Genomic DNA, 21,389 nt, shown 5'->3' on the forward strand with positions numbered 1-21,389 from the left:
GGGCACGAAATTTCCGGACTAGAGCGCTTCCTGGTACTTGCGCCGGGTCGCTTCTCCGCCGCGGATGTGCCGCTCCGACTTGTTGTGGTCCAGGATGTTTTTCACCTCTTCGGCGAGATCGCTGTTGATGGAGGGAAGGCGCTCGGTCACGTCTTTGTGGATGGTGCTCTTGCTGACACCGAAAACGGTGGCCGTTTGCCGCACTGTGGCGGACGTATCCAAGATGTACTGGGATACCTCCAACACTCGTTTGCGGATATACTCCTGCATGCCCGGCCCTCCCTCTCCCGAAAAGTCAGTAGATTATATGAGGGAGGGCAAAAAAAAGAACGACCAGGCTCTGCCAGTCGTTCCGGTCGTCTCCTTAAACCTAGGGAATACCATCCCATCCGTCTATCTCACCTGTAATCGCTCCAGTAGTGGCGGTTTTTCCTAAACTAACCCAAAGCTTGGTGTTCATGGGAACACCATACCACTTTAATGAGATGCTGGCGGATGGGCTGTTTGGGGTACATGTAACTTTTTGCGTCCCTAGACTAGTGCCACCGATTATAGCTGATTTTACTAAGTCAAAGCAAACAGTTACTTGGCTGGATCCTGGTGCTAATCTTTGCTGTCCAGTAAGGCAAAATGTACCACTATTGATATAAAAGTTACTCGTTAACCAGAACCTACGCATCTTTAATATAATAAAAAATTCTGCTAATCCCCTGTCTGAGGCGCTGTTGGGGAATTGTCATGAAAGTGGAAAAAGAAAAAACCTGAATCCGTGAGTCGACTTGGCAGTACCCCAATGATTTTCCACAAAAAGTAATTCGTATTACAAGAATTTAATCCAATTTCCTTAGATAGCCATTTGAACACGTCGCCTTATCAAAGAAGGTGGTGCCGTCAAGAAACGAGATCCATAAAAGCGTATAGCAAAGCTAACCTTTGACACATTTTACATCCAAAGGTCTATCCCATCGAATGAATTTGATTTTTTAGGAAATTCTTGCCGTTTACGAAAAAGCAAGATAGAGATCCTTAAACGTTGCGTACCAGGGACTATGCGCCCCGAGCCGGAGCTTCACTTGTCTGGCATGTCTCACCAATCGAGACGCAATGGTGATCACATTTTGAAGTACCGTGCGTATCCGGCGGCGCTGCGTATGGGCCTTTCTCTTTAGGGGAGAATCCGGATGGTGTAAGCTCATTTGACCAACGATGCGAAGCAGGTTATAGGCAAGCGCACCGAAATGAAAGACCAGATCATTGACCTTAAATTTTCCACTAGGCAGTCGTTCCAAATCAAGGTCCGTTTTTAACTCGCTATGGAATTGCTCGCTGGTTCCGTGATCTCTTTGCAAATGGATCAATTCTTCCGGCGAGACGGGTAACGACGTCCAGTACGTGGCCACTTCTAACTCTGGAAGCAGCAATTGCTGCCCATTGGACAAGATGGTTCGTTCCACGACATGGAAAACCACCCGTTCACGTTGTTCCATATTGCCGACCTTCCACATTACACTGCCCATATACTCCACTTTTCCTTCCCGAACAATTCGGGCCTGCCCATTTTTAAGGGCGATGTCCCTCCACATTTCGGGAGTTTCTTGGCGAAGGTTGCGTTTGATTATGTAGTCAACATTCTCTGCGCGGAGGACACGTATGTTATCGACGCTGTCAAAGCCGGAATCCATGCGTACCAGAAGCTTCTCAGCTCCGCACTGGCGTGCGTAATTGATGCTCTTTGTTAAGAACTGGGGCGTTCCTTTCTGGCTATGATCTTTGCCCGGACGCAGCTCAACGTTTATGCAGTAGCCTTCCTGACCGAGGTAGGCCAGTATGGGCGCAAAGCCATCATGACCTTTGTAGGTGCGCGTCACCCCCTCTTTTTTGGAACCGGAATTATCCAATGGCGTCACATCTACGTCTACCGTCAGATAGTCTGTAGCGCCGACCCGAACAGGTGTCAGGGGAGCTTTTGCTTTTTTGATGAGACGAGCAGATTCTTCCATAATGATGTCGTTCCATTTCAAATCCGTCTCAACAACCTTTTCAAATCGTTGTCGTAACGTGGGACTGGAGGGTACGATGTCGACGCCCATGGCGTATCGAAAAAAGTCATCTCCACGAGCCAGCTCAATCGCATCGAAGTCATTCTTTCCCTGACAGAGAAGGCCCAGGTAGCTCAGAGCAACAGTTCCGTGGCTTATATCTGGTGTCAAACAAGTGGGCACAGTGAACTTATCCAATCGCAATTTCAATGAAGTCTTTCTTAACAAGGCGCCCACGAGCGCCAATCCAGTTACCGGTGTAAGCTCCTCATTCGATTGCTCGATAATGAACTTCTTCATGGTCATGCATTCACCCCGTCGGTGAGTTTAAATCACTCCGATTAAACTCGTTTATCTCTATTATACGGGGAAATGCGCTGAATTTCGACTATTTACTTTTTATCCTGTCACTGATTCAGGAAAAAAACGACTTCTTCTAGTCGTTTAGAAACCATACAAAGGGATTTAATACAATGTCTCCAGCCTTGTTCCAGGATAGTAATGGCTGAGGATCCTCTCATAACAGTCACCCTTTTCCGCCATGGCGACGGCGCCGGCCTGGCAAAGCCCGACGGCGTGACCGTGACCCCGCGTCTCGACGCGCAGGCCGCTGCCGTCCCAGTTCAGGCGCAGATCCGTCGAAGCCAGGCCCAGGGCGCTGCGAAAGCGGGTCCCCTCGATCTCTTCACCGGCCACGCGGACTCGTTTCACCCGCCCCGTCTCGGTCTTGTCGACGACCTCGACAGCGTTGCGGCGCTCTTTGGCGCCCATCGTGGCCAAGGTCGTTCCCAAGCGGGCGTCAAGCTCGCCCGGTGTAAACCGCGCTTCCCGAAGATCCGCTTTTTCCGGGCAGGAAACACTCTGCAGGTAGGGGATCTCCCGGCCCCAGACGGCGGCGGCCGACTCGGTCCTCCCTCCGCAGGAGGCGTGATAGGTAGCGTCGATCACCTTGTTCCCGTAGAGGAGCATCTGCCCGCGCGTCGCTGCAACGGCGCTCAGCAGCCGCTCTGTGAAGCGCGGCGTCTGGAGCGCTCCCCAGCGCCGAAGGCGCTCCTCCGGGGAAAGCCAGACCTGGCAATGTACGGTGGCGCAGAGCCTCTCGCCCCGTTCGACGCGCAGCCAGGCGAAGCTGCGGGCCGCCACCGCCATGGCTTTTAGGGCCTCCGGCGGATCCTGCGGCATCATCTCGCCGGCCAGCACGCCGACGAGGTATTCCTCCATGGGCATGCGGAGCAGGGTGTCCTGCTCGGTCCGCACCGTCACCTCCGGTCCTGTCTCCGGGGAGAGGCGCAGGCGCAGGTAGGGGCCGTAGAGGGACAGCCAGGGGATCGCCAGAACGAGCAGAAGACTGGCCGTCACAGCCGTCACCAGCCAAAGCTTCCACCGCCACAGTCGCCTGCGCCTCACCGGCTCCTCCCCCCCATCTAACCCCATGCGCATCTATGTCTATGCACGGAGCTGTAAGAGAAATGACAGGGAAGCCTTTGAAAAGCGTCCGCCTTTCGAAAAGAGGCCGATCTTTTATAAAAACCGCTAAAAGCCGAACCTTTTATGATTTCGGCCTGTCGGCACTCTCAGGCCTCTGCGGGAGTGCGCTCGATCCGGGCGCCCACCCGGCGCAGTTTGCCGACGATATCGTCATAGCCGCGATCGATATGGTGGACACAGCTGATCTCCGTCCTGTCGTCGGCGGCCAGTGCCGCCACGATCAGCGCCGCGCCGGCCCGCAGGTCTGTCGCTTTGACCGGCGCACCGTAGAGCTTGGGAATGCCCTGCACCACAGCGGTCCGGCTTTCCACCTTGATCTGGGCGCCCATCCGCTTTAACTCATCGACGTGCATGAAGCGGTTTTCGAAGACCGTTTCCGTCACCACGCCGGTGCCTGTGGAGACAGACAGCAACGCCATCATCTGGGCCTGCATGTCTGTCGGGAAGCCGGGGTAGGGCAGGGTCTTGATGTCGACGGCGCGCAAGGGTCGATCGACAGTCACGCGCAGGCTCGTCTCCATCTCTTGGACGGTGGCGCCCATCTCCTTCAGTTTGGCGATGACCGGCTTGACATGATCGATGATGATGTTGTCCACCGTCAGGTCGCCGCCGGCGGCGGCCGCCGCCACCATGTAGGAGCCCGCTTCGATCCGGTCGGGGATCGGCGTGTAGGCGCCGCCTTGCAGCCGCTCGACGCCTTCGATCTTGATGACCGGCGTGCCGGCGCCCTTGATGCGCGCCCCCATCCGGTTCAGGTAGTTGGCCAGGTCGACGATCTCCGGCTCCTCGGCGGCGTTTTCGATCACCGTCTGCCCCTTGGCGAGGGATGCGGCCATCATCAGGTTCTCAGTGGCGCCGACAGAGGGGAAGTCGAGGTAGATCTGGGCGCCTTGCAACCGGCGGCAGTGGGCCTCCACATGGCCGTGGTCGAGGCGAACCTTAGCGCCCATGGCCTCCAAGCCTTTCAGGTGCAGGTTGATCGGCCGCGAGCCGATGGCGCAGCCGCCCGGCAGCGAGATGACAGCCCGGCCGAGTCGCGCCAACAGGGGCCCCAATACGAGGAAGGAGGCCCGCATCATCCGCACGAACTCATAAGGCGCCTCTTCGCCGGAAAGGGAACCGGCGCGGATGACGATGTTACCCTTTTGCCGGGCGACCTCGCAGCCCATATGCTGCAGCAAGGCGCAGGTGGTGTCCACATCGGCCAAATGGGGAACATCGGCGATGGTCGATTCGCCCTCTGCCAGGATCGACGCGATCAGGATCGGCAGCACCGCATTCTTAGCGTTGCTGACTCGGATATGTCCAATCAGGGGATTGCCCCCGTGCACAACGATTTTCGTGTCCATCAATTCCGTCTGCCGTTTTCACCGTTTTCCGGGAACCGGCCGCCCCCCTTTTTTTGGCTTATCGGCGAAGCGCTGGGTATGTAGGAAGTCCACATCCAATCGGCAACCTCCTTTAGTTTCGACAGGCCGCAACGCTTTCCTGCCTCAAATACTATCTCCGGAACCGTTTTCGCATAGTCAGGCATCTCCTGGATAGGTCAGTAACGACATCGCCCCATCCGAAACGACTTCGCCCCAGCCGAAACGACATCGCCCCATCCGAAGACGGTGCTGCACAGACGGTGCTGAGCGGCAAGGAGACCCTGTCGTCACGGGACACAGCCCTCCATCTCCCGGAGCAGCATCGGGTACTGTAGTCGCAGCTTTCCTCACGAGCTGGCTTGCGGTCGCTACATCTCCTGGAGCAGCATCGGGTACGCGAAGGCAAAATGGGTGTTCTGGTCGACGCCGTGGTAGCGCGCCATCGCCTGGAGGTTCAGATTTTCCTCGCCCATGGCGATGCCTCCCGGGAAGCGGGGGCAGTAGGCGCTGACGATGACGGCCTCCTTCGTGGCGACGCGCAAGGTCTGTGCCTGCAGGCGCTCCAGACAGCGGCGGATCGTCTGTTCCTGCTCTTCTAGCGCCAGTAAACCGGGACGCGTCCCTTGCACGGTGAGGCTGAATTCGCTGTGCCGCTGCCCGTCGGCCAAACGGTACAATCGCGTCAGGCAGTCACTCGCCTTCAATGCCGGCAGGGGCGACCGTAAGATGGCGGTCAGATGCGCCCGCTCCGCCTCCATCTGCACCATCAGGTCCAAGCGGCCGCCTTTTCCGTCGTCGCCGCGCAGGAAGCCGAAGTGCCCTTGTCCTTCGCCGCGGATGACGGCTTTTTCGGCGGCATCCTGACCGGTGATGGCTCGAAAATGGGTTTGCAGCAGCCTTTCGGCGGCCGATTGTCGCTCCCTATCTGGCAAGCCCTCGGCGGCGGGAGGAGCGATAGGCATGGAGAGGGTGATGACGGCCTCTCGCGGTGTGATCCCCGACGATTCCATCGCCAAAGCCAAGCTCTCGATCAAGGCCAGGTCGATCGGCATGCCTGCCGATCGGCCGATAGCCTGTTCGGTGCCGCCTGCAAAAACTTCTGTCCGCTTTGGTGCGCCTTTCTCGTCTGCCGACGTCTCCGGACCGAATCGGCGGTGCAACGGCGGCGCTTCGGTCGGTTCGGGAAATTCCTCTTTGTCCGGACTGTTCATGAAAGGCGGCGCCAAGGTCGTCCAGACCTCCATCAGGGACGGCGTGTAGGTCTGCACGTAGCCGGCGACGGTGGCCTCGACGGCAGGCATCTGCCTGATCACCCACCGAGCGCCTTCGCCGCCGTTGCGAAAGAGCAGGAAAAAGCTGAGCAGCAGGAAGAGGACCACCTGGGCGATCAGATAAAAGAAAAACTTGAGCACAAAAAACACCCTCAACGGCAAAGATCTGTTTCCAGTCTTGCCCAGGAGGGTGGCCTTTAAACGTCAGGACAGACCGAGCTTCAGCCGGGCTTTGCGGGCGGCGCGGCGCATCAGGTTCCAGCCGTTGGCGGCGGTGCGCAAGGGGTTCATCATCTCCGGTTTCCGGCGGAAGAAGTTCGCCTCGAAGAGGGGAAGGAGCAGGGAAGCCCAACCGAACTGGGTCAGGTGGATCATGTTTTTCCAGTAGGCCCGTTCTCGGTCCTCTTTCGAACCGGTGTGGGTCCACCAACTGAAGGAATGGTACATCTCTTCGATGGGACGTGACTGCTGCCGCTTCAGCTCTTCCCAGGTCAAAAGGCCCTTGTCGACGGCCAGCTTCTCGATGTCGGTGCCCGGCAGGAAGCTGAGGCCGTGCAGGTTCAAGGTGAAGGGCTTGTGCAGCTTCATGCAGAGGCGGTAGGTCATCTCCAGGTCTTCCACTGTCTCAAAGGGGCTGTCCAGGATCAGGTCGTAGATGACCTCGGGCACTTTGGCTTCCGCCAGGATGCGGCTCATCTCGATCAACTCTTCGTCTGTCTCGGGGCGGTAGTAGATCTCCTTGCGGATGCGCGGCGATCCATGCTGGATGCCGACGACGACCTGATGCAACCCTGCCTCGACGAGCATGGCCATGGTCTTGGCCTTGATCTTGTGCGGGTGGCCCCAGATGTTGAAGGGAAGGCCGATCTCTTGCTTGTAGCGGCCGACGAACTCGCGGACCCAGGCCTCGTCATCGGCGAAGATCTCGTCCCAGAACCAGACCATGCGCATGTTCTTGACGAGGCCTTTTGCCCAGCGCAGTTCCGCCAAGGTGCTGTCGACTGAGCGCAGGCGCACAAAAGGGCCTTTGCCCTTATAGATCCGTTTCAGGTTCAGGCTGCTGCAGTAGGAGCAGACATAGGGACAGCCGCGGGAGGCGCTCATCTCGTAGGAGACGCTGGCTACCTGAGGGTCGCAGCAGGTGAGCTTGCCGTCGCTGATGTGGTACTTGCCGTCGCCGCCCATGTCGGGGAAGGGCAAGGCGTCCAACTGCGCCTGCAGGGGGTTGAGCGGGTTGTGGACCACCTCGTCGCCGCGCCGGTAGGTGAGGTTGGGCACCTGGCTTAGCGCTTGCTTGCCGGAAAGCGCTTCAACGAGATCGACGATCGCCTCGTCGCATTCGCCGCGCATCACATAGTCGCAGTGTTCCAGGGCCTTCTCGGGAAACATGGTGGGATAGACGCCGCCCCAGACGAGGGTCGTCGATGGGAAGGCCGCTTTGATGCGGCGCGACATCTCATGGGCGGCCGACAGGTAGAAGGTGGACATGACGCTGAGACCGATCATGCGGGGGTTCAGCTCCATCAGCTGGTCAATGAGCAGCCGATACTCCCCATCAGAGGGGCTGCGCGCGTTCAGGCTGTTAAAGTCTTTGAAAAAGATCAGGCTGACCGGGTAGCCCTTCGCCTTTAAGACCGACGACAGGGCGCGCACCCCCAGCGCTTTGGCGTTGTAGAGACCGATGAGCACAATGGGAAAGTCTTTCATCCAAACAACCTCGTGCGAACGTATTTGCCAGCTCTCCAAATTGCCCGGCCTTTAGGCATCCCCGGCGTTGAAAGGAAGTGGCGGGAATTCTCGGCACCTTTTTCCATTTCTCTGCAAACAAAAAAGGCGCCTCCCCTCATTATACATAAGGAGACGGCGCCGACACAATCCGAAAGGATTATTCTTTTCTCGCGGCTTCCAGGCGCAGGAGCGCCCGCTTGAGGGCCAGCTCGGCCCGCATCAGGTCCACTTCGGCGTTGCCGCTTTGGGCCTTTTCGATCCGCTCTTGCGCCCGCCGGCGGGCGGCTTCGGCCCGGGAGATGTCGATCTCCACAAGCTGCTCCGCCGCGTTGGCCAGGACGGTCACTGTATTATCGGCCACTTCCAAGAAACCGCCGGTGATGGTCAGTTTCTGCGTTTGGCCCCCTTTGGTGTACTCCAGCAAGCCAATGGTCAAAGCAGTCAGCATGGGAGCGTGGTCGGCCAGGATACCGAGGCTGCCCTCGATACCGGGAGCAGAGGTGAACTCCACTTCCTCATTGACGACCACCCGCTCGGGAGTAACCACCTCGAGTAGGTAGGTCTTTTCGGCCATGACAGGTCACTCCCCTCTTTACGCCATTTCTTTGGCTTTGGCCACCGCTTCTTCGATGGTGCCGACCATGTAGAAGGCGCTTTCGGGAAGGTCGTCGTGTTTGCCTTCGAGGATCTCTTTGAAGCCCCGGATGGACTCCTTGAGGGGGACGAACTTGCCCGGCGTGCCGGTGAAGGCTTCGGCCACGTGGAAGGGCTGGGAGAGGAAGCGCTGGATCTTCCGCGCCCGGGCGACGACGATCTTGTCGTCTTCCGAGAGCTCGTCCATGCCGAGGATGGCGATGATGTCCTGCAGCTCTTTGTAGCGCTGCAGGATCTTCTGGACGCCCCGGGCGACGCTGTAGTGCTCGTCGCCGACGACGTGAGGGTCCAGGATCCGGGAGGTGGAGTCGAGGGGGTCGACGGCGGGGTAGATGCCCAGCTCGGCGATGGCCCGCGACAGAACGGTGGTGGCGTCCAGGTGGGCGAAGGCCGTCGCCGGCGCCGGGTCCGTCAAGTCGTCGGCTGGGACGTAGATGGCCTGGACGGAGGTGATGGAACCGTTCTTCGTCGAGGTGATCCGCTCCTGGAGCTGGCCCATTTCGGTAGACAGCGTAGGCTGGTAACCGACGGCGGAGGGCATCCGGCCGAGGAGGGCCGACACTTCCGAACCGGCCTGGGTGAAGCGGAAGATGTTGTCGATGAAGAGCAGCACGTCTTGGTTTTGAACGTCACGGAAGTACTCAGCCATGACGAGGCCTGAGAGGGCCACGCGCATCCGGGCCCCGGGGGGCTCATTCATCTGGCCGAAGACCATGGCGACGTTTTTGAGGATGCCCGACTCTTTGAATTCGTTGTACAGGTCGTTCCCCTCACGGGTCCGTTCGCCGACGCCGGCGAAGACGGAGTACCCGGAGTATTCCATGGCGATGTTGTTGATCAGCTCCTGGATCAGAACGGTCTTGCCGACGCCGGCGCCGCCGAAGAGACCGACTTTGCCGCCCTTGGCGTAGGGAGCGAGCAGGTCGATGACCTTGATGCCTGTTTCGAGGACCTCCGTAGAGGGCTCCAGGTTTTCAAAGGTCGGGGCCTTGCGGTGGATCGGCCAGACTTCCTTGGCCGCCACTTGGCCGGCCTCGTCGATGGGGTCGCCGAGGACGTTGAACATGCGGCCCAGGATCTCGGCGCCGACAGGCACCGAGATGGGGGCGCCCGTGTCTAGGGCTTTCATGCCCCGCATCAAGCCGTCCGTCGAGGACATGGCGACGCAGCGGACTGCGTTGTTGCCCAGGTGTTGGGCGGCTTCCAGGGTGATGTCGATCTCGAAGCTGCCCTGGTAGTTCTCCTGGTCGGCAGAACGGATCTTGATGGCGTTATAAATCTCAGGCAGTTGGCCGGGCGGGAACTGAATGTCCACAACCGGCCCGATGACCTGGATCACCTTTCCAAAGTTCATCGAATGCGTAAACCTCCTCCGGTCGGAGTGACTGCCTGCCTTCGATCAGCCGAGGGCTGCCGCGCCGCCGACCACCTCGGAGATCTCCTTGGTGATGGCCGCCTGGCGGGCCCGGTTGAAGGACAGGGTTAGCTTGTTGATCATTTCCTTGGCGTTGTCCGTCGCCGATCCCATGGCCGTCATGCGGGCGCCCTGTTCGGAGGCTTTCGACTCCAGCAAGGCCCGGTAGATCTGGTTTTCCACATACTTGGGAAGCAGCTCGTCCAGGACAGCTTCGGGGCTCGGTTCGAAGGCATAGAGCGGCTGGGGACCCTTGCTGTCTTTTGCGCTGTTAGCGCTTTCGCCGGCTTGAGCCGGGATGGGCAGCAGTTGCATCTGGACAGGCTTTTGGGTCAAGGCGGAGTAAAATTCGGTGAAGACGAGTTGCACCTGGTCGACGGTTCCCTGTTCGTAGAGCTCCATGACCTTGGCGGCGATCTCCTTGGCCATGCCGAAGGAGATGTCTTCGCCCAGACCGACGTAGTCCGCTTCGATCCTCTTCCCCATCCGTTTGAAGAAGTCTCGGCTCTTGCGGCCGACACAGACTAAGGAGACGTCGTCGCGTCCCTTGATCTCGTTGTTCACCTTGCGGATGATGTTGGCGTTGTAACCGCCGCAGAGGCCCCGATCGGCGGTGATGACCACGTAACCGACCCGTTTGACCTCCCGCGTCGTCAGGAGGGGATGGTTCACGTCGGAGGCGGCCGCCACCAGGCGCGAGAGAACCCCTTGGATGCGCTTGGCGTAGGGGCGGGCCTGGATGACCTTCTCCTGGGCCTTGCGCAGCTTCGCCGCCGCCACCATCTTCATCGCCTTGGTGATCTGCTGGGTGCTTTTGATGGAACGGATGCGGCGTTTGATATCGCGCATTCCGGGCATTCTATTTTCACCTCGCTATTGCCGAGCGTCTAGTCCGGCAGACGCCCCGTCTTAGGCCACGAAGGTCTTCTTGAACGCTCCGATAGCCTCTTTGAGCCGCGCGGTGAGATCGTCGCTGAGGGCTTTTTTCTCCCGGATCTCTTTGAGGATCTCGGCTTTTTCCGTGCGCAGGTATTTGAGGAAGCCTTCCTCAAACTTGAGCACGTCAGCTACGGCGATGTCATCGAGGTAGCCGTTGACGGCGGCGAAGATGACGGCCACCTGCTCCTCGACGACCATGGGCTTGTACTGATCCTGCTTGAGGATTTCCACGAGGCGCTGACCGCGGTTCAGGCGGGCTTGGGTGGCCTTGTCCAGGTCGGAGCCGAACTGGGCGAAGGCGGCCAGCTCCCGGTACTGGGCCAGCTCCAGGCGGAGACGGCCGGCGACTTGTTTCATCGCCTTGATCTGAGCGGCGCCGCCGACGCGGGAAACGGAGATGCCGGCGTTGATGGCCGGACGGATGCCGGAGAAGAACAGGTCCGACTCCAGGAAGATCTGGCCGTCGGTGATGGAGATGACGTTCGTCGGGATGTAGGCCGACACGTCACCGGCCTGGGTCTCGATGATCGGCAGGGCCGTCAGCGAGCCGCCGCCATGCTCATCTGAGAGCTTAGCGGCCCGTTCCAGCAGGCGCGAGTGGAGGTAGAAGACGTCGCCGGGGTAGGCTTCGCGGCCGGGCGGGCGGCGGAGCAGCAGGGAGAGCTCGCGGTAGGCGACGGCTTGTTTGGACAGGTCATCGTAGATGCAGAGGGCGTGCTGGCCCTTGTAGAGAAAGTACTCGCCCATGGCGCAACCGGCGTAGGGGGCGATGTAGAGCAGCGGCGCCGGCTCAGAGGCGGTCGCCGAGACGACGATGGTGTAATCCATGGCGCCGTGCTCTTCGAGCGTCTTAACGACGCCGGCGACGGTAGACGCCTTCTGGCCAATGGCCACATAGATGCAGATGACGTTCTGGCCCTTTTGGTTGATGATCGTGTCGACGGCCACAGCCGTTTTGCCGGTCTGGCGGTCGCCGATGATCAATTCCCGCTGGCCGCGGCCGATGGGCACCATGGCGTCGATGGCCTTGAGACCTGTTTGCAAGGGCTCATGGACCGATTTCCGCTTGATGACGCCGGGGGCAGGCGACTCGATGGGACGGAACTGCTTGGCGTTGATGGGACCCTTGCCGTCCAAGGGCTGGCCGAGGGGGTTGACGACGCGGCCGATCAGCTCCGGACCGACGGGCACTTCCACGATGCGGCCCGTCCGCTTGACTGTGTCGCCTTCTTTGATCCCCGTGTAGGGGCCGAGAATAACGCAACCGATATTGTCTTCTTCGAGGTTGAGCACCATGCCGTAGACCTGACCGGGGAACTCCAACAGTTCGCCGGCCATGGCTTTTTCCAAGCCGTAGATGCGGGCGATGCCGTCGCCGACCTGGATGACGGTGCCGGAGTCGGCAGCCTCCAGGGGCTTTTCATACCGCTCGATCTGTTGCTTGATGATGGCGCTAATCTCTTCAGGACGTAAACTCATGGACGGTTCTTCACCCCTATTCTCTTGTGAGCATGTCGAGTTACGAAAGGGACGGCAGGGGAGAGCGCAGGAGGCTCTCTCGCAAGTCCCGGATCTTTCCGGCTACAGAACCGTCGATGATCCGATCGCCGAAGGCGACGACGAGGCCGCCGATCAAGTCGGGATCGACTGCCATGCGCAGGACGATCGCTTTGCCGGTGGCGGCGGCCAGTTGTGACCGCAGCCGTTCCACCTGCTCCGGCGCCAGCTCGACAGCGCTCGTCACGCGGGCTTCCTCAATGTTGCGCACCTTGTTGGCCAGGCGGACAAACTCCCGGAAAATGTCGGCGAAGTAGCTCTCCCGCCGGCGATCGATGACAAGGAGGATGAAGGCCCGCGCCGTTTCGGAAAAGGCGCCTGTGGCCAGCAGCCTGCCCACCAGGTCTTTTTTCTCGGCGACAACGATGGAAGGGTGGAAGAGGAACCGCTGCAGTTCCGGATGGCCGATCATCTCGACGAAGCGGCCCAATTCCCCTTCCAGCGCATCGAGGGTCTTCGTTTGGATTCCGATCTCCAGGAGAGCCTGCGCGTACCGGCGCGCGACAGCGCCCGTCAGCATGGCAGTTTCCCCACTTCATTGATGACCTCGTCCACCAGTTGGCGTTGGGTCGGCTCATCCAGGTTTTTGCGGATCACCTTTTCCGCGGCCAGAATGGACAGGTTGACGACATGGCTGCGCAGTTCTTCCAGGGCTTTTTCTTTTTCCCGCTGGATGTCGGCGACAGCCTTTTCTTTGAGGCGGTTGGCCTCTGCCTGGGCGGCGGCGACGATTTCCTGCGCTTTTTCTTCACCGACTTTGGTGGCGCGTGCGATCAGGTCATGGGCTTCCTGGCGGGCCTTGGCCAGTTCGGCGGCATTCTCGGCCCGCATCCGGTTGGCTTCTTCCAGGTCGTTTTCGGCGCGGCTGATCGACTCTTCGACCTTTTGACGCCGTTCGTCGAGGGCTTTCAAGATGGGCTTGAAAGCGACCTGCTGGAGGATGAAGACAAGGATCAGGAAGCTGATCAGCATGGCCAGAAAGGTCTCGTTCAGATGGAGCGCGTGAAGGACCGATTCTAGCACCGCTTAACCTCCTTAAACGGAGCAAACGCTACGCTGTATTTCTTTTGGGTATACGGTTCGGCTCGATAAATGCTAAGGGGATCGGCCGAAAGATGACGGGGCGAAAGCGCAGCTTACTTGCTGCCGACGCCGTAGAGCAGGAAGGCGATAACGACGGTGATGATGGGGAGCGCTTCGATCAGACCGACGGAGATGAACATGGTCGTCTGCAGGGCGCCGCGGGCTTGGGGTTGACGGGCGATGCCTTCCACCGTTTTGGAGGTGACCATACCGTTGCCGATAGAGGCGCCGAAAGCGGCGAGACCGACGGCGAGACCGGCACCTAAGAGAGCAAAAGCTTTGACATCCACAAGAGATCGCTCCTTTCAAATGTTCAGCCGTTGCGGCTGGGCGGGACTCTCGGTCCCTTGATTTTTTGTTTTTTTAAGTGGTTTTTTTAATGGCTATCGGCTGCGCCGATGGCTTGCGAGATGTACACGATCGTCAAGACCGTGAAGACGAAGGACTGGATGGCGCCGACGAAGACGGAGAAGCCCAGCCAGATCACGTGGGGAATGAACCCGCCCAAGAGATAGACCAGTCCGAAGGGGATGAACGTGAGGAGCACCTTGATCAGCACTTCGCCGGCAAAGATGTTCCCGTAAAGACGGAAGGCCAGGGTGACGGGTTTGGTCAGCAGCTCGATCGCGTGGATCGGGAAGAAGAGCCAGTGCGGCGAGAAGAAGTGCCCGAAATAGTGGGTGCCGTTGTACTTGATCCCGTAGTACTGGGCCAGGATGATGGTCATCGTGGCCAGCGCCAAGGTCAGGTTCAAGTCGGCCGTGGGCGACATCAGGTTGCCGGCGGTGTGCAGGTGGCCGAGCCCGAAGGTGAAGTTCGGGAACAGGCCGATCATGTTGGAGACGAAGATGAACATGATCAGCGTCACCAGGTAGGCCAGCAGCCCCGCCATTTTCTTGTAGTCGGTGTTGTCGGCGACAATCTTGGCGACAAAGTCGATGACGAACTCCCAGACGGCGACGATCCGGTCAGGGGTGCCGCTGGTCGCCCGTCTTCCCGCTATGTAGCCAAAAATGATGAGAATGGCCATGACCAACCAGGTGAACAGCAGGGTGTCGGCCCAAAAGGTCATTCCCATGAAGTGCCACTCCGGACGCACGTGTTCTTCCATGTGTTTTCTGATTCACCCCTTTCACTTCGTGTTTTCCCAGTAGTAGGGTTTCCGGCTCTCCCGCCAGCCGATGACCGTCGAGGTCAACGGCGTCATCAGCAGGCCGAGGCCGGTCGTGAGGAGATCAAAAGCCCCGGGGGTTTTGAACGCGAGCAGCAAGGCCAGCAGTCCCAGGCTGAATCGCGCCAGGGCGCTGAATTGGATGCTGCGAAGGGCCTTCTCGGGGGATTGATTCTCCAGGCGGCGAAGCCGCATCGAAAGAAGCCAGGAAGCTAAGAGCCCCGAAAACCAGCCGAGGGCGAACCCGGCAGGATACTCGGGCCTATCGACAAAAGGTATCAGCGCCAGGCCGGCTCCCACCCCTAGGAGGCCCAGCCGCCATACCTTAGATAAAAGGCGCTGCAATTCCATCGCGCTTGTCCTCTCCCGTAACCACCTTGCCGGGTGTGTCGCGACGCGTCAGGGCGCCGGCTCTTTCCCTGGTTTGTCTTTCTCTTCCTTGAAAAAAGCAGTTACCAGGTAATAGACACCGAAAAACCCGCCGGCGACGCCCAGCAATACGCCAGTGAGCATCAGCCACGGGTCCGTCCCCCAAGCCTTATCTGCGTAGCGGCCTGCCGTAAACCCGATGAAAACCGAGGCCGCGAACTCGGCGCCGATGGTAGAAGCCAGCGCGAACGCTTTCAGAACCCGACGAGAAGGCAGATGCAGATCGGCCAAGCCTTTCCCTCCCGCTGCCTGCAGGCAAAACTAGGATGCCCTGGATGGTTCGGCCTCATTCTCTCTTTCCCTCTGCCGCTTTTCTTCAACAGTGCTTCGGCAAAGCTCATACACATTTAAGCCGACATGTAGTATTCGCGGCGACAGGCCAAAATCCTCTCTTGTACCAAAAAGAACAGCAAAGTCGCAAAAAAACAGTCGATTCGTTGTGCAGTCGGCGATCCGATTCGGCATCTCCGATCCGATTCGGCATCCCCGATCCGATTCGGCATCCCCGATCCGATTCGGCATCTCCGATCCGATTCGGCATCTCCGATCCGATTCGCTCTACCCCTGATTCGGTTCGGCATCCCTGATTCTATCGATCTGTGGCGAGAAAGGCGTCGGCCGCTTTGGGGACCGTTGAAAGTGATGCAAGATGGCCCGGACTGTCCGTTCGGACGCCTTGCCGTCCCCGTAGGGGTTGACGGCGTTGGCCATGGCCTCGTAGGCCTGCCGGTCATTGAGCAGGGTGAGGGCCTCCCGCGTGATGGCGGCTGCGTCGGTCCCGACCAGTTTGACCGTGCCGGCGGTGACCGCCTCGGGCCGTTCCGTCGTGTCGCGCAGCACCAGGACGGGCTTGCCCAGCGAGGGCGCCTCCTCCTGCATGCCGCCCGAGTCGGTCAAGACCAGCGTCGAGCGGGCCATCAGGTTGACGAAAGGCGCATAGTCCATCGGCTCGACCAGATGGACGCGGGGATGATCGCCGAGCACCTCGGCGACGACGCGCCGGACAGCCGGGTTTTTGTGGACCGGAAAGACGACGGCCGCCTGGGGACGAGCCTCTAAGATCTCATAGAGCGCCCGGTAGACCTGGCGCATCGGCTCGCCCAGGTTCTCCCGGCGGTGGGTCGTCACCAGCAGGATCTCCCGTCCTGCATAGTCGATCCCTGCGAGGACGGGATCTTGGAAACGGTAGTCGGGCTTCACCGTCGCCAGCAAGGCGTCGATGACGGTGTTGCCCGTCACATAGATGCGCTCTTCCTTGACGCCTTCCTGCAACAGGTTTTGCCGCGACGTGGCTGTCGGGGCAAAATGCAGATCGGCGACAGCGCCGGTCAGGCGGCGATTCAACTCCTCCGGAAAGGGCGAGTACTTGTTATGGGTGCGCAAACCTGCCTCGACGTGACCGACGGGGATCTGCTGGTAAAAGGCGGCCAGGGCGGCCACAAAGGTGGTCGTCGTATCGCCGTGGACCAGGACCAGATCAGGCTTTTCCTGCTCCAGCACCGGCTTCAGGCCGAGCAGCGCCCGGGCGGTGACATCGTAGAGGGTCTGTTCCGGTGCCATGATGTTCAGGTCATGATCGGGCGTGATGCGAAAGAGGTCGAGCACCTGGTCGAGCATCTCCCGATGCTGGGCCGTCACGGCCACCTTCGAGATGATCTGGCCGGGATGCTGCTCCAGGGCCTTGACGACCGGCGCCATTTTGATCGCTTCCGGACGGGTTCCGAAGATGGACATTACCTTGATCGGTTCTGGCACCTGCTTCACTGCCTTTCCCATTTTTTCCGCTGATGGGGTATCTCTTGGGACGACGCCGAGGGCGTCTGTGCTTCACGGAGCACGGTTTACGGAGCATCCCTTCCGCCCTTTATGTACCCCCGCCGGATCAATTTTTCCCGATGTTCCGCGATGAGGCCCTCCAGATCCACGTCCAGTTGGTACATGAAGGTGGCGCAGGTCTGCATCACATCAAGCAGTTCCCGGGCGATCAGCTTGTCGATCGCTTTCGGGGTCAGTTCGTCTTCCGCCTCATCGCTGCCGATCGCGGCCGCAAGTTCAGCCAGCTGCGCCGCCAATCCCGCTTCCGCGATGCCCTGTCCCGATTGGAGCCATCCCTCGAGCCTGCAGGCCACTTCCCGGGCACGCAGCTTGCGCATCACCGCCTGTCGCTCCTCCCCGTTGAGACGCCGCACCTTCCCGCAGATCTCGGCCAGCTCGCCGGCCTCTTCCACCAGTTTGATCATGGTGCTTTCGATGGTCGGTGACAGCGCCAAGCGGGGGAAGACCGTTTCCAACTGCTTGACCAGATCGGTCATGGCGGCTCCCCCCTTATCCTCACCTTCATGCTGTCGGCGCTTCGTCGATCCCTTTTTGCCTGGGCAGATGGCGCACCTCGATCCAAGGGGCCATCTTGAACCAGTCCTGCTCGGTATGATAGTCTCGGGCAAAGACGACCCGCCTTATACCCGAGGAGATGATGACTTTTGCACATTCGGCGCAAGGCCGGTCAGTCACATATATTGTCGCGCCTTTCCGTTCTTCCGGCGAGCACTCCATGATCGCGTTGACCTCGGCATGGATCGTTCGGACGCAGTGGTTGTTCCACATACAACAGCCTGCATCGGTGCAATGGGGCAGGCCGGCGGGGCTTCCGTTGTAGCCTGTCCCCTTGATCCGCTTGTCCTTCACGATCACAGCGCCGACGCTGCGCCGAGGGCAGGTGCTACGGCTGGAGACGGCAAAGGCGATGTCGATGAAGTAGCTGTCCCAGTCTTTGCGCATGTGATTCCCCTATTCTTCGTCGGGATTTTGAACGGACGGTGTGATAAACGAGGCCATTTCGGAGCATTTCCGTAAATCGGGGCTTATTAGCTCCGCTCGCTAAGTTCGCTGGGTTGCTTTGCAGGCGCGCCAAATCTCTGGGGCTTTTCTGCATGTCATGGCGCGCTTTTTCCGCTTCGCAACCGGCGCTCGCGACGCCGCTCCGCCCAAACCGCTGGCCCGGATTTACTTTATCCGATCGTCAGATCCCGGTTTGACATATCATCTAAGAAAAAGGACCCAGAAAAAGGACAAAAAATCTCTGCGTATTAACCCACCCTTAATAATAGCGGGCTTTCAATTCCATCGCAACGGCCTTCCCAAAAAAGACCTTTGCCTGAAAATTGATTCCAGACAAAGGTCTTTTTCCTTTGCGCCCCTTATTGATGGCTTGGGTTATTTCGTTCCGAAGAGGCGGTCGCCGGCGTCGCCGAGGCCGGGGACGATGTAGGCGTGGTCGTTCAGGCAGGGGTCGAGGGCGGCGGCATAGATGTCCACATCGGGGTGATCCTGTTCGACGCGGGACACGCCTTCGGGGGCGGCGATCAGGACGACCAGCTTGATGTGACGGGCGCCTTTCTGTTTGAGCAGGGTGAGCGCCGCCGACGCGGAGCCGCCGGTGGCCAACATCGGGTCGATGACGATCATGTCCCGCTCGGCCACATCGGGCGGCAGTTTGCAGTAGTACTCCACCGGCTCCAGCGTCTTAGGATCGCGATAGAGCCCCACATGGCCCACCTTGGCCGCCGGGATCAGTTTGACGAAGCCGTTGATCATACCCAGGCCGGCCCGCAGGATGGCTACGACGCCCAGCTTTTTGCCGGCCAGCACCTTCGTCTTGGCGACGGCGACGGGCGTCTCCACCTCCGTCTCGACAAGGGGCAGTTCCCGGGTCACCTCGTAGGCCATCAGCATGGCCACCTCTTCGACCAGTTCCCGGAACTCCTTGGAACCTGTGTTCTTCGAGCGGATGAAACTCAATTTATGTTGGATCAGCGGATGATCCATGATCACAACCCTGGCCATCTCAGTTCCCCCCGGTATTCAAGTGTTCGCCCATTTCCTAGTGCGGCGGGCGGCGACGATCAGGCGTAGAGCGGGAAACGGGCGCAGAGCGCGTCCACGATGGCGACAGCCTTTTGCATGGCTCCCTCACTGCCGTCAGAGAGGCACAGGTGGATCGCTTCGGCCACCTGATCCATGGCGGCTTCATCCATGCCCCGGCTCGTCGCGGCCGGCGTGCCGATACGGATACCGCTGGTGACGAAGGGGCTCTGCGGATCGAAGGGGATCGCGTTCTTATTGACCGTAATTCGGCACTCGTCGAGCCGCTTTTCCGCTTCCTTGCCGGTCAGCTGCTTGTTGCGCAGGTCGACGAGCATCAGGTGGTTGTCGGTGCCGCCGGAGACGAGTTGGAAGCCTCGGTCGGTCAGGCCTTTGGCGAGGGCGGCGGCGTTGGCGGCGATCTGCTTCTGATACGCCGTGAAGGCCGGCGCCATGGCCTCTTGGAAGGCGACGGCCTTGGCAGCGATGATGTGCATCAAGGGACCGCCCTGCAGGCCGGGGAAAATGGCCTTGTCGACCTTGGCGGCCCACTCCTGTTTACAAAGGATCATGCCGCCGCGGGGACCGCGCAGCGTCTTGTGGGTGGTGGTGGTGACAAACTCGGCGTAAGGAACGGGCGAGGGATGCAGTCCCGCCGCCACCAGGCCGGCGATGTGGGCCATATCGACCATCAGCATGGCCCCGACCTCGTCGGCGATGGCCCGGAAGCGGGCAAAATCGAGCACACGCGGGTAAGCGCTGGCGCCGGCGACGATCAATTTGGGCTTCGTCTCCCGGGCGATGCGCGCCACCTCGTCATAGTCGATCCGACCCGTATGTGCGTCGACGCCGTAGGCGACGAAGCGGAAGTACTTCCCCGATATGTTGACAGGCGAACCGTGGGTGAGATGGCCGCCGTGGGCGAGATTCATGCCCAAAACCGTATCGCCCGGTTCGAGGCAGGCGAAGTAGACGCCCATGTTGGCGTTAGCGCCCGAGTGGGGCTGCACATTGGCGTGTTCGGCACCGAAGAGCCGCTTGGCCCGCTCGATGGCCAGCCTTTCCACCTGGTCGACGAATTCGCAGCCGCCGTAGTAGCGTTTTCCCGGATACCCCTCGGCATACTTGTTCGTCAATACGCTGCCGGCCGCTTCCATGACGGCCTCGCTGACGAAGTTCTCTGAAGCGATCAGCTCAATGTTGTTTTTCTGGCGCTTCTTTTCCCGGTCCATGGCGGCCGCCACTTCAGGGTCGACCTGGTGCAGATGCTTCCATTCACTCACGAAAATGCTGCCTCCAATATATCATTTTTCTTCAGGCCCTTTGACAGGCCTGTCGCCTGCGAGCCCCGTAAAAAGAGCTTTCCTCGCCGATTTTATCGATAACAAGCCCGCTCCCCGCCGATCAGCTTCGGCCGTGTCCGAGCCGCTGTCAGCCGCGCTTCGCCGATCTGCCGGATCGACAGGCGGACAGGCACGGCGACGGCGCGCAGGTGCATCCCGATCAGCGTCTCACCGATGTCCAGACCGGCGTGGGCGCGGATCGCCTCGACGACGACAGGCCGGGAGAAATGCGCCATCGCCCGAGCCGCCAGCGAGCCGCCCGCCTTGGCCACAGGCCGTACGGAGACCTCCTCCAGTTCCCGGTGCAATTGCAACATCTCCTGCTCCACGACGAGGGCGCGGTTGAGGTGTTCACAACACTGGATCGCCAGGTAGACGCCCTTGGGGGTCGTCACTGAACGGAGCGCCGTCAGGATCTCTTCGGCGACGGCTTCCGACCCTTTCGTGCCGATGGCCGCTCCGATCACCTCAGAGGTGCTGCAGCCGACGACCAGGATCTGCGTCGGTTGCAGGTTTGCCGCCTGCAACAGCTCTGTGGCGGCAGCGGTCACCTGCGCCCCGATGCCGGTCATTTTACCGTCCCCTGCCCCTCGATGGCCCGCAGCATGTCCACCCGCCGGGCATGCCTGCCGCCGGCAAAAGCCGACGAAAGGAAAGCCGCCACGATGTCCCGGGCCAAGCCGGGACCGATCACCCTCGCCCCCAGAGCGAGTACGTTGGCGTCATTATGTTCCCGCGCCATGCGCGCCGAAAAGGTGTCGCCGCAGAGGGCGGCGCGGATGCCGGGAACCTTGTTGGCGGCGATAGAGATGCCGATCCCCGTGCCGCAGATGACGATGCCGAAATCGGCTTCCCCCTCGACAACCGCTTTGGCTACCTTGACGCCAAATTCGGGGTAATCGACCGATTCCTCGGAAAAGGTTCCCTTATCGATGACCTCGGGCTTGACGCCTGCCAGTTCTATCTCCTCCGCCAGAAAAGCCCCGATATCCTCTTTCATCCGGAACCCGCCGTGGTCGCTGCCAATGGCGATCTTCATTGC

General features: G+C 59.9%; 23 protein-coding genes. All 23 read right to left on the reverse strand.

Annotated elements, in window-relative coordinates; genetic code table 11:
- Positions 1-18: 18 nt before the first annotated feature.
- The 23 genes from spoIIID to rpiB all read right to left on the reverse strand — a co-directional run bounded on the left by spoIIID (position 19) and on the right by rpiB (position 21,386).
- On the reverse strand, positions 19-270 hold the full coding sequence (spoIIID, locus tag HM1_RS03915; RefSeq protein WP_012281991.1) for a sporulation transcriptional regulator SpoIIID: 252 nt from the start codon (positions 268-270) through the stop codon (positions 19-21).
- A gap of 731 nt (positions 271-1,001) precedes the next feature.
- On the reverse strand, positions 1,002-2,345 hold the full coding sequence (locus HM1_RS03920; RefSeq protein WP_012281207.1) for an IS1380-like element ISHmo1 family transposase: 1,344 nt from the start codon (positions 2,343-2,345) through the stop codon (positions 1,002-1,004).
- Positions 2,346-2,504: 159 nt separating this feature from the next.
- Positions 2,505-3,446 carry a stage II sporulation protein D gene (gene spoIID / locus HM1_RS03925; RefSeq protein WP_187147804.1) on the reverse strand — a complete coding sequence of 314 codons (942 nt, stop codon included), beginning with the start codon at positions 3,444-3,446 and terminating at the stop codon, positions 2,505-2,507.
- Positions 3,447-3,613: 167 nt separating this feature from the next.
- The gene (gene murA / locus HM1_RS03930) at positions 3,614-4,876 is read right to left on the reverse strand and encodes a UDP-N-acetylglucosamine 1-carboxyvinyltransferase (protein WP_012281994.1); all 1,263 of its coding nucleotides are present in this window, start codon (positions 4,874-4,876) and stop codon (positions 3,614-3,616) included.
- A gap of 389 nt (positions 4,877-5,265) precedes the next feature.
- Positions 5,266-6,309, reverse strand: a complete 1,044-nt coding sequence (locus HM1_RS03935; RefSeq protein WP_012281996.1) for a YwmB family TATA-box binding protein — start codon at positions 6,307-6,309, stop codon at positions 5,266-5,268.
- 63 nt (positions 6,310-6,372) lie between these two features.
- Positions 6,373-7,875 carry a B12-binding domain-containing radical SAM protein gene (locus HM1_RS03940; protein WP_012281997.1) on the reverse strand — a complete coding sequence of 501 codons (1,503 nt, stop codon included), beginning with the start codon at positions 7,873-7,875 and terminating at the stop codon, positions 6,373-6,375.
- Positions 7,876-8,053: 178 nt separating this feature from the next.
- Positions 8,054-8,470, reverse strand: coding sequence for a F0F1 ATP synthase subunit epsilon (locus tag HM1_RS03945; RefSeq protein WP_012281998.1), 417 nt, complete (start codon positions 8,468-8,470; stop codon positions 8,054-8,056).
- A gap of 18 nt (positions 8,471-8,488) precedes the next feature.
- Positions 8,489-9,904 carry a F0F1 ATP synthase subunit beta gene (gene atpD / locus HM1_RS03950; RefSeq protein ID WP_012281999.1) on the reverse strand — a complete coding sequence of 472 codons (1,416 nt, stop codon included), beginning with the start codon at positions 9,902-9,904 and terminating at the stop codon, positions 8,489-8,491.
- Between the two features lie 45 nt (positions 9,905-9,949).
- Positions 9,950-10,822: an ATP synthase F1 subunit gamma gene (gene atpG / locus HM1_RS03955; RefSeq protein WP_012282000.1), complete on the reverse strand. Its 873-nt coding sequence runs from the start codon at positions 10,820-10,822 to the stop codon at positions 9,950-9,952.
- A 51-nt stretch (positions 10,823-10,873) separates the two neighbouring features.
- Positions 10,874-12,382 carry a F0F1 ATP synthase subunit alpha gene (gene atpA, locus HM1_RS03960; protein ID WP_012282001.1) on the reverse strand — a complete coding sequence of 503 codons (1,509 nt, stop codon included), beginning with the start codon at positions 12,380-12,382 and terminating at the stop codon, positions 10,874-10,876.
- Positions 12,383-12,422: 40 nt separating this feature from the next.
- Positions 12,423-12,980 (reverse strand): ATP synthase F1 subunit delta, encoded by a 558-nt coding sequence (atpH, locus tag HM1_RS03965; RefSeq protein WP_012282002.1) that lies wholly within the window; start codon positions 12,978-12,980, stop codon positions 12,423-12,425.
- Entirely contained in the window at positions 12,974-13,483 is a 510-nt protein-coding gene (gene atpF, locus HM1_RS03970) for a F0F1 ATP synthase subunit B (RefSeq protein WP_012282003.1), read from the reverse strand. The genes atpH and atpF overlap by 7 nt, the downstream gene beginning before the upstream one ends.
- A gap of 113 nt (positions 13,484-13,596) precedes the next feature.
- Positions 13,597-13,833 (reverse strand): F0F1 ATP synthase subunit C, encoded by a 237-nt coding sequence (gene atpE, locus HM1_RS03975; protein WP_012282004.1) that lies wholly within the window; start codon positions 13,831-13,833, stop codon positions 13,597-13,599.
- A gap of 86 nt (positions 13,834-13,919) precedes the next feature.
- The gene (gene atpB / locus HM1_RS03980) at positions 13,920-14,621 is read right to left on the reverse strand and encodes a F0F1 ATP synthase subunit A (RefSeq protein WP_041314583.1); all 702 of its coding nucleotides are present in this window, start codon (positions 14,619-14,621) and stop codon (positions 13,920-13,922) included.
- 54 nt (positions 14,622-14,675) lie between these two features.
- A complete protein-coding gene (locus HM1_RS03985) occupies positions 14,676-15,065 on the reverse strand; it encodes an ATP synthase subunit I (RefSeq protein ID WP_012282006.1) in 390 nt (129 codons plus the stop codon).
- A gap of 48 nt (positions 15,066-15,113) precedes the next feature.
- On the reverse strand, positions 15,114-15,374 hold the full coding sequence (locus HM1_RS03990; protein ID WP_012282007.1) for an AtpZ/AtpI family protein: 261 nt from the start codon (positions 15,372-15,374) through the stop codon (positions 15,114-15,116).
- Between the two features lie 327 nt (positions 15,375-15,701).
- Complete coding sequence (gene wecB / locus HM1_RS03995; RefSeq protein WP_012282009.1) at positions 15,702-16,919, reverse strand: non-hydrolyzing UDP-N-acetylglucosamine 2-epimerase; 1,218 nt, start codon at positions 16,917-16,919, stop codon at positions 15,702-15,704.
- Between the two features lie 65 nt (positions 16,920-16,984).
- Positions 16,985-17,455 (reverse strand): nucleoside triphosphate pyrophosphohydrolase family protein, encoded by a 471-nt coding sequence (locus tag HM1_RS04000; protein WP_012282010.1) that lies wholly within the window; start codon positions 17,453-17,455, stop codon positions 16,985-16,987.
- 25 nt (positions 17,456-17,480) lie between these two features.
- Positions 17,481-17,921 (reverse strand): deoxycytidylate deaminase, encoded by a 441-nt coding sequence (locus HM1_RS04005; RefSeq protein ID WP_012282011.1) that lies wholly within the window; start codon positions 17,919-17,921, stop codon positions 17,481-17,483.
- Between the two features lie 435 nt (positions 17,922-18,356).
- Positions 18,357-18,986 (reverse strand): uracil phosphoribosyltransferase, encoded by a 630-nt coding sequence (upp, locus tag HM1_RS04010; RefSeq protein ID WP_012282012.1) that lies wholly within the window; start codon positions 18,984-18,986, stop codon positions 18,357-18,359.
- A gap of 59 nt (positions 18,987-19,045) precedes the next feature.
- Positions 19,046-20,293 carry a serine hydroxymethyltransferase gene (locus HM1_RS04015; RefSeq protein WP_041313291.1) on the reverse strand — a complete coding sequence of 416 codons (1,248 nt, stop codon included), beginning with the start codon at positions 20,291-20,293 and terminating at the stop codon, positions 19,046-19,048.
- 86 nt (positions 20,294-20,379) lie between these two features.
- Positions 20,380-20,919, reverse strand: a complete 540-nt coding sequence (locus tag HM1_RS04020; protein ID WP_012282014.1) for a TIGR01440 family protein — start codon at positions 20,917-20,919, stop codon at positions 20,380-20,382.
- Complete coding sequence (rpiB, locus tag HM1_RS16110) at positions 20,916-21,386, reverse strand: ribose 5-phosphate isomerase B (RefSeq protein WP_012282015.1); 471 nt, start codon at positions 21,384-21,386, stop codon at positions 20,916-20,918. The genes HM1_RS04020 and rpiB overlap by 4 nt, the downstream gene beginning before the upstream one ends.
- Positions 21,387-21,389 lie beyond the last annotated feature (3 nt).

This window comes from Heliomicrobium modesticaldum Ice1 (assembly GCF_000019165.1).
In the GTDB taxonomy this organism is placed as follows: domain Bacteria; phylum Bacillota; class Desulfitobacteriia; order Heliobacteriales; family Heliobacteriaceae; genus Heliomicrobium; species Heliomicrobium modesticaldum.

Excerpts from the sequence above, each read along its gene's own strand:
- spoIIID (WP_012281991.1), bottom strand. The coding sequence starts at position 270 with ATGCAGGAGTATATCCGCAAACGAGTGTTGGAGGTATCCCAGTACATC.
- HM1_RS03920 (WP_012281207.1), bottom strand. The coding sequence starts at position 2,345 with ATGACCATGAAGAAGTTCATTATCGAGCAATCGAATGAGGAGCTTACA.
- murA (WP_012281994.1), bottom strand. The coding sequence starts at position 4,876 with ATGGACACGAAAATCGTTGTGCACGGGGGCAATCCCCTGATTGGACAT.
- HM1_RS03940 (WP_012281997.1), bottom strand. The coding sequence starts at position 7,875 with ATGAAAGACTTTCCCATTGTGCTCATCGGTCTCTACAACGCCAAAGCG.
- HM1_RS03945 (WP_012281998.1), bottom strand. The coding sequence starts at position 8,470 with ATGGCCGAAAAGACCTACCTACTCGAGGTGGTTACTCCCGAGCGGGTG.
- atpD (WP_012281999.1), bottom strand. The coding sequence starts at position 9,904 with ATGAACTTTGGAAAGGTGATCCAGGTCATCGGGCCGGTTGTGGACATT.
- atpG (WP_012282000.1), bottom strand. The coding sequence starts at position 10,822 with ATGCCCGGAATGCGCGATATCAAACGCCGCATCCGTTCCATCAAAAGC.
- atpA (WP_012282001.1), bottom strand. The coding sequence starts at position 12,382 with ATGAGTTTACGTCCTGAAGAGATTAGCGCCATCATCAAGCAACAGATC.
- atpH (WP_012282002.1), bottom strand. The coding sequence starts at position 12,980 with ATGCTGACGGGCGCTGTCGCGCGCCGGTACGCGCAGGCTCTCCTGGAG.
- atpB (WP_041314583.1), bottom strand. The coding sequence starts at position 14,621 with ATGGGAATGACCTTTTGGGCCGACACCCTGCTGTTCACCTGGTTGGTC.
- HM1_RS03985 (WP_012282006.1), bottom strand. The coding sequence starts at position 15,065 with ATGGAATTGCAGCGCCTTTTATCTAAGGTATGGCGGCTGGGCCTCCTA.
- wecB (WP_012282009.1), bottom strand. The coding sequence starts at position 16,919 with ATGGGAAAGGCAGTGAAGCAGGTGCCAGAACCGATCAAGGTAATGTCC.
- HM1_RS04000 (WP_012282010.1), bottom strand. The coding sequence starts at position 17,455 with ATGACCGATCTGGTCAAGCAGTTGGAAACGGTCTTCCCCCGCTTGGCG.
- HM1_RS04005 (WP_012282011.1), bottom strand. The coding sequence starts at position 17,921 with ATGCGCAAAGACTGGGACAGCTACTTCATCGACATCGCCTTTGCCGTC.
- upp (WP_012282012.1), bottom strand. The coding sequence starts at position 18,986 with ATGGCCAGGGTTGTGATCATGGATCATCCGCTGATCCAACATAAATTG.
- HM1_RS04020 (WP_012282014.1), bottom strand. The coding sequence starts at position 20,919 with ATGACCGGCATCGGGGCGCAGGTGACCGCTGCCGCCACAGAGCTGTTG.
- rpiB (WP_012282015.1), bottom strand. The coding sequence starts at position 21,386 with ATGAAGATCGCCATTGGCAGCGACCACGGCGGGTTCCGGATGAAAGAG.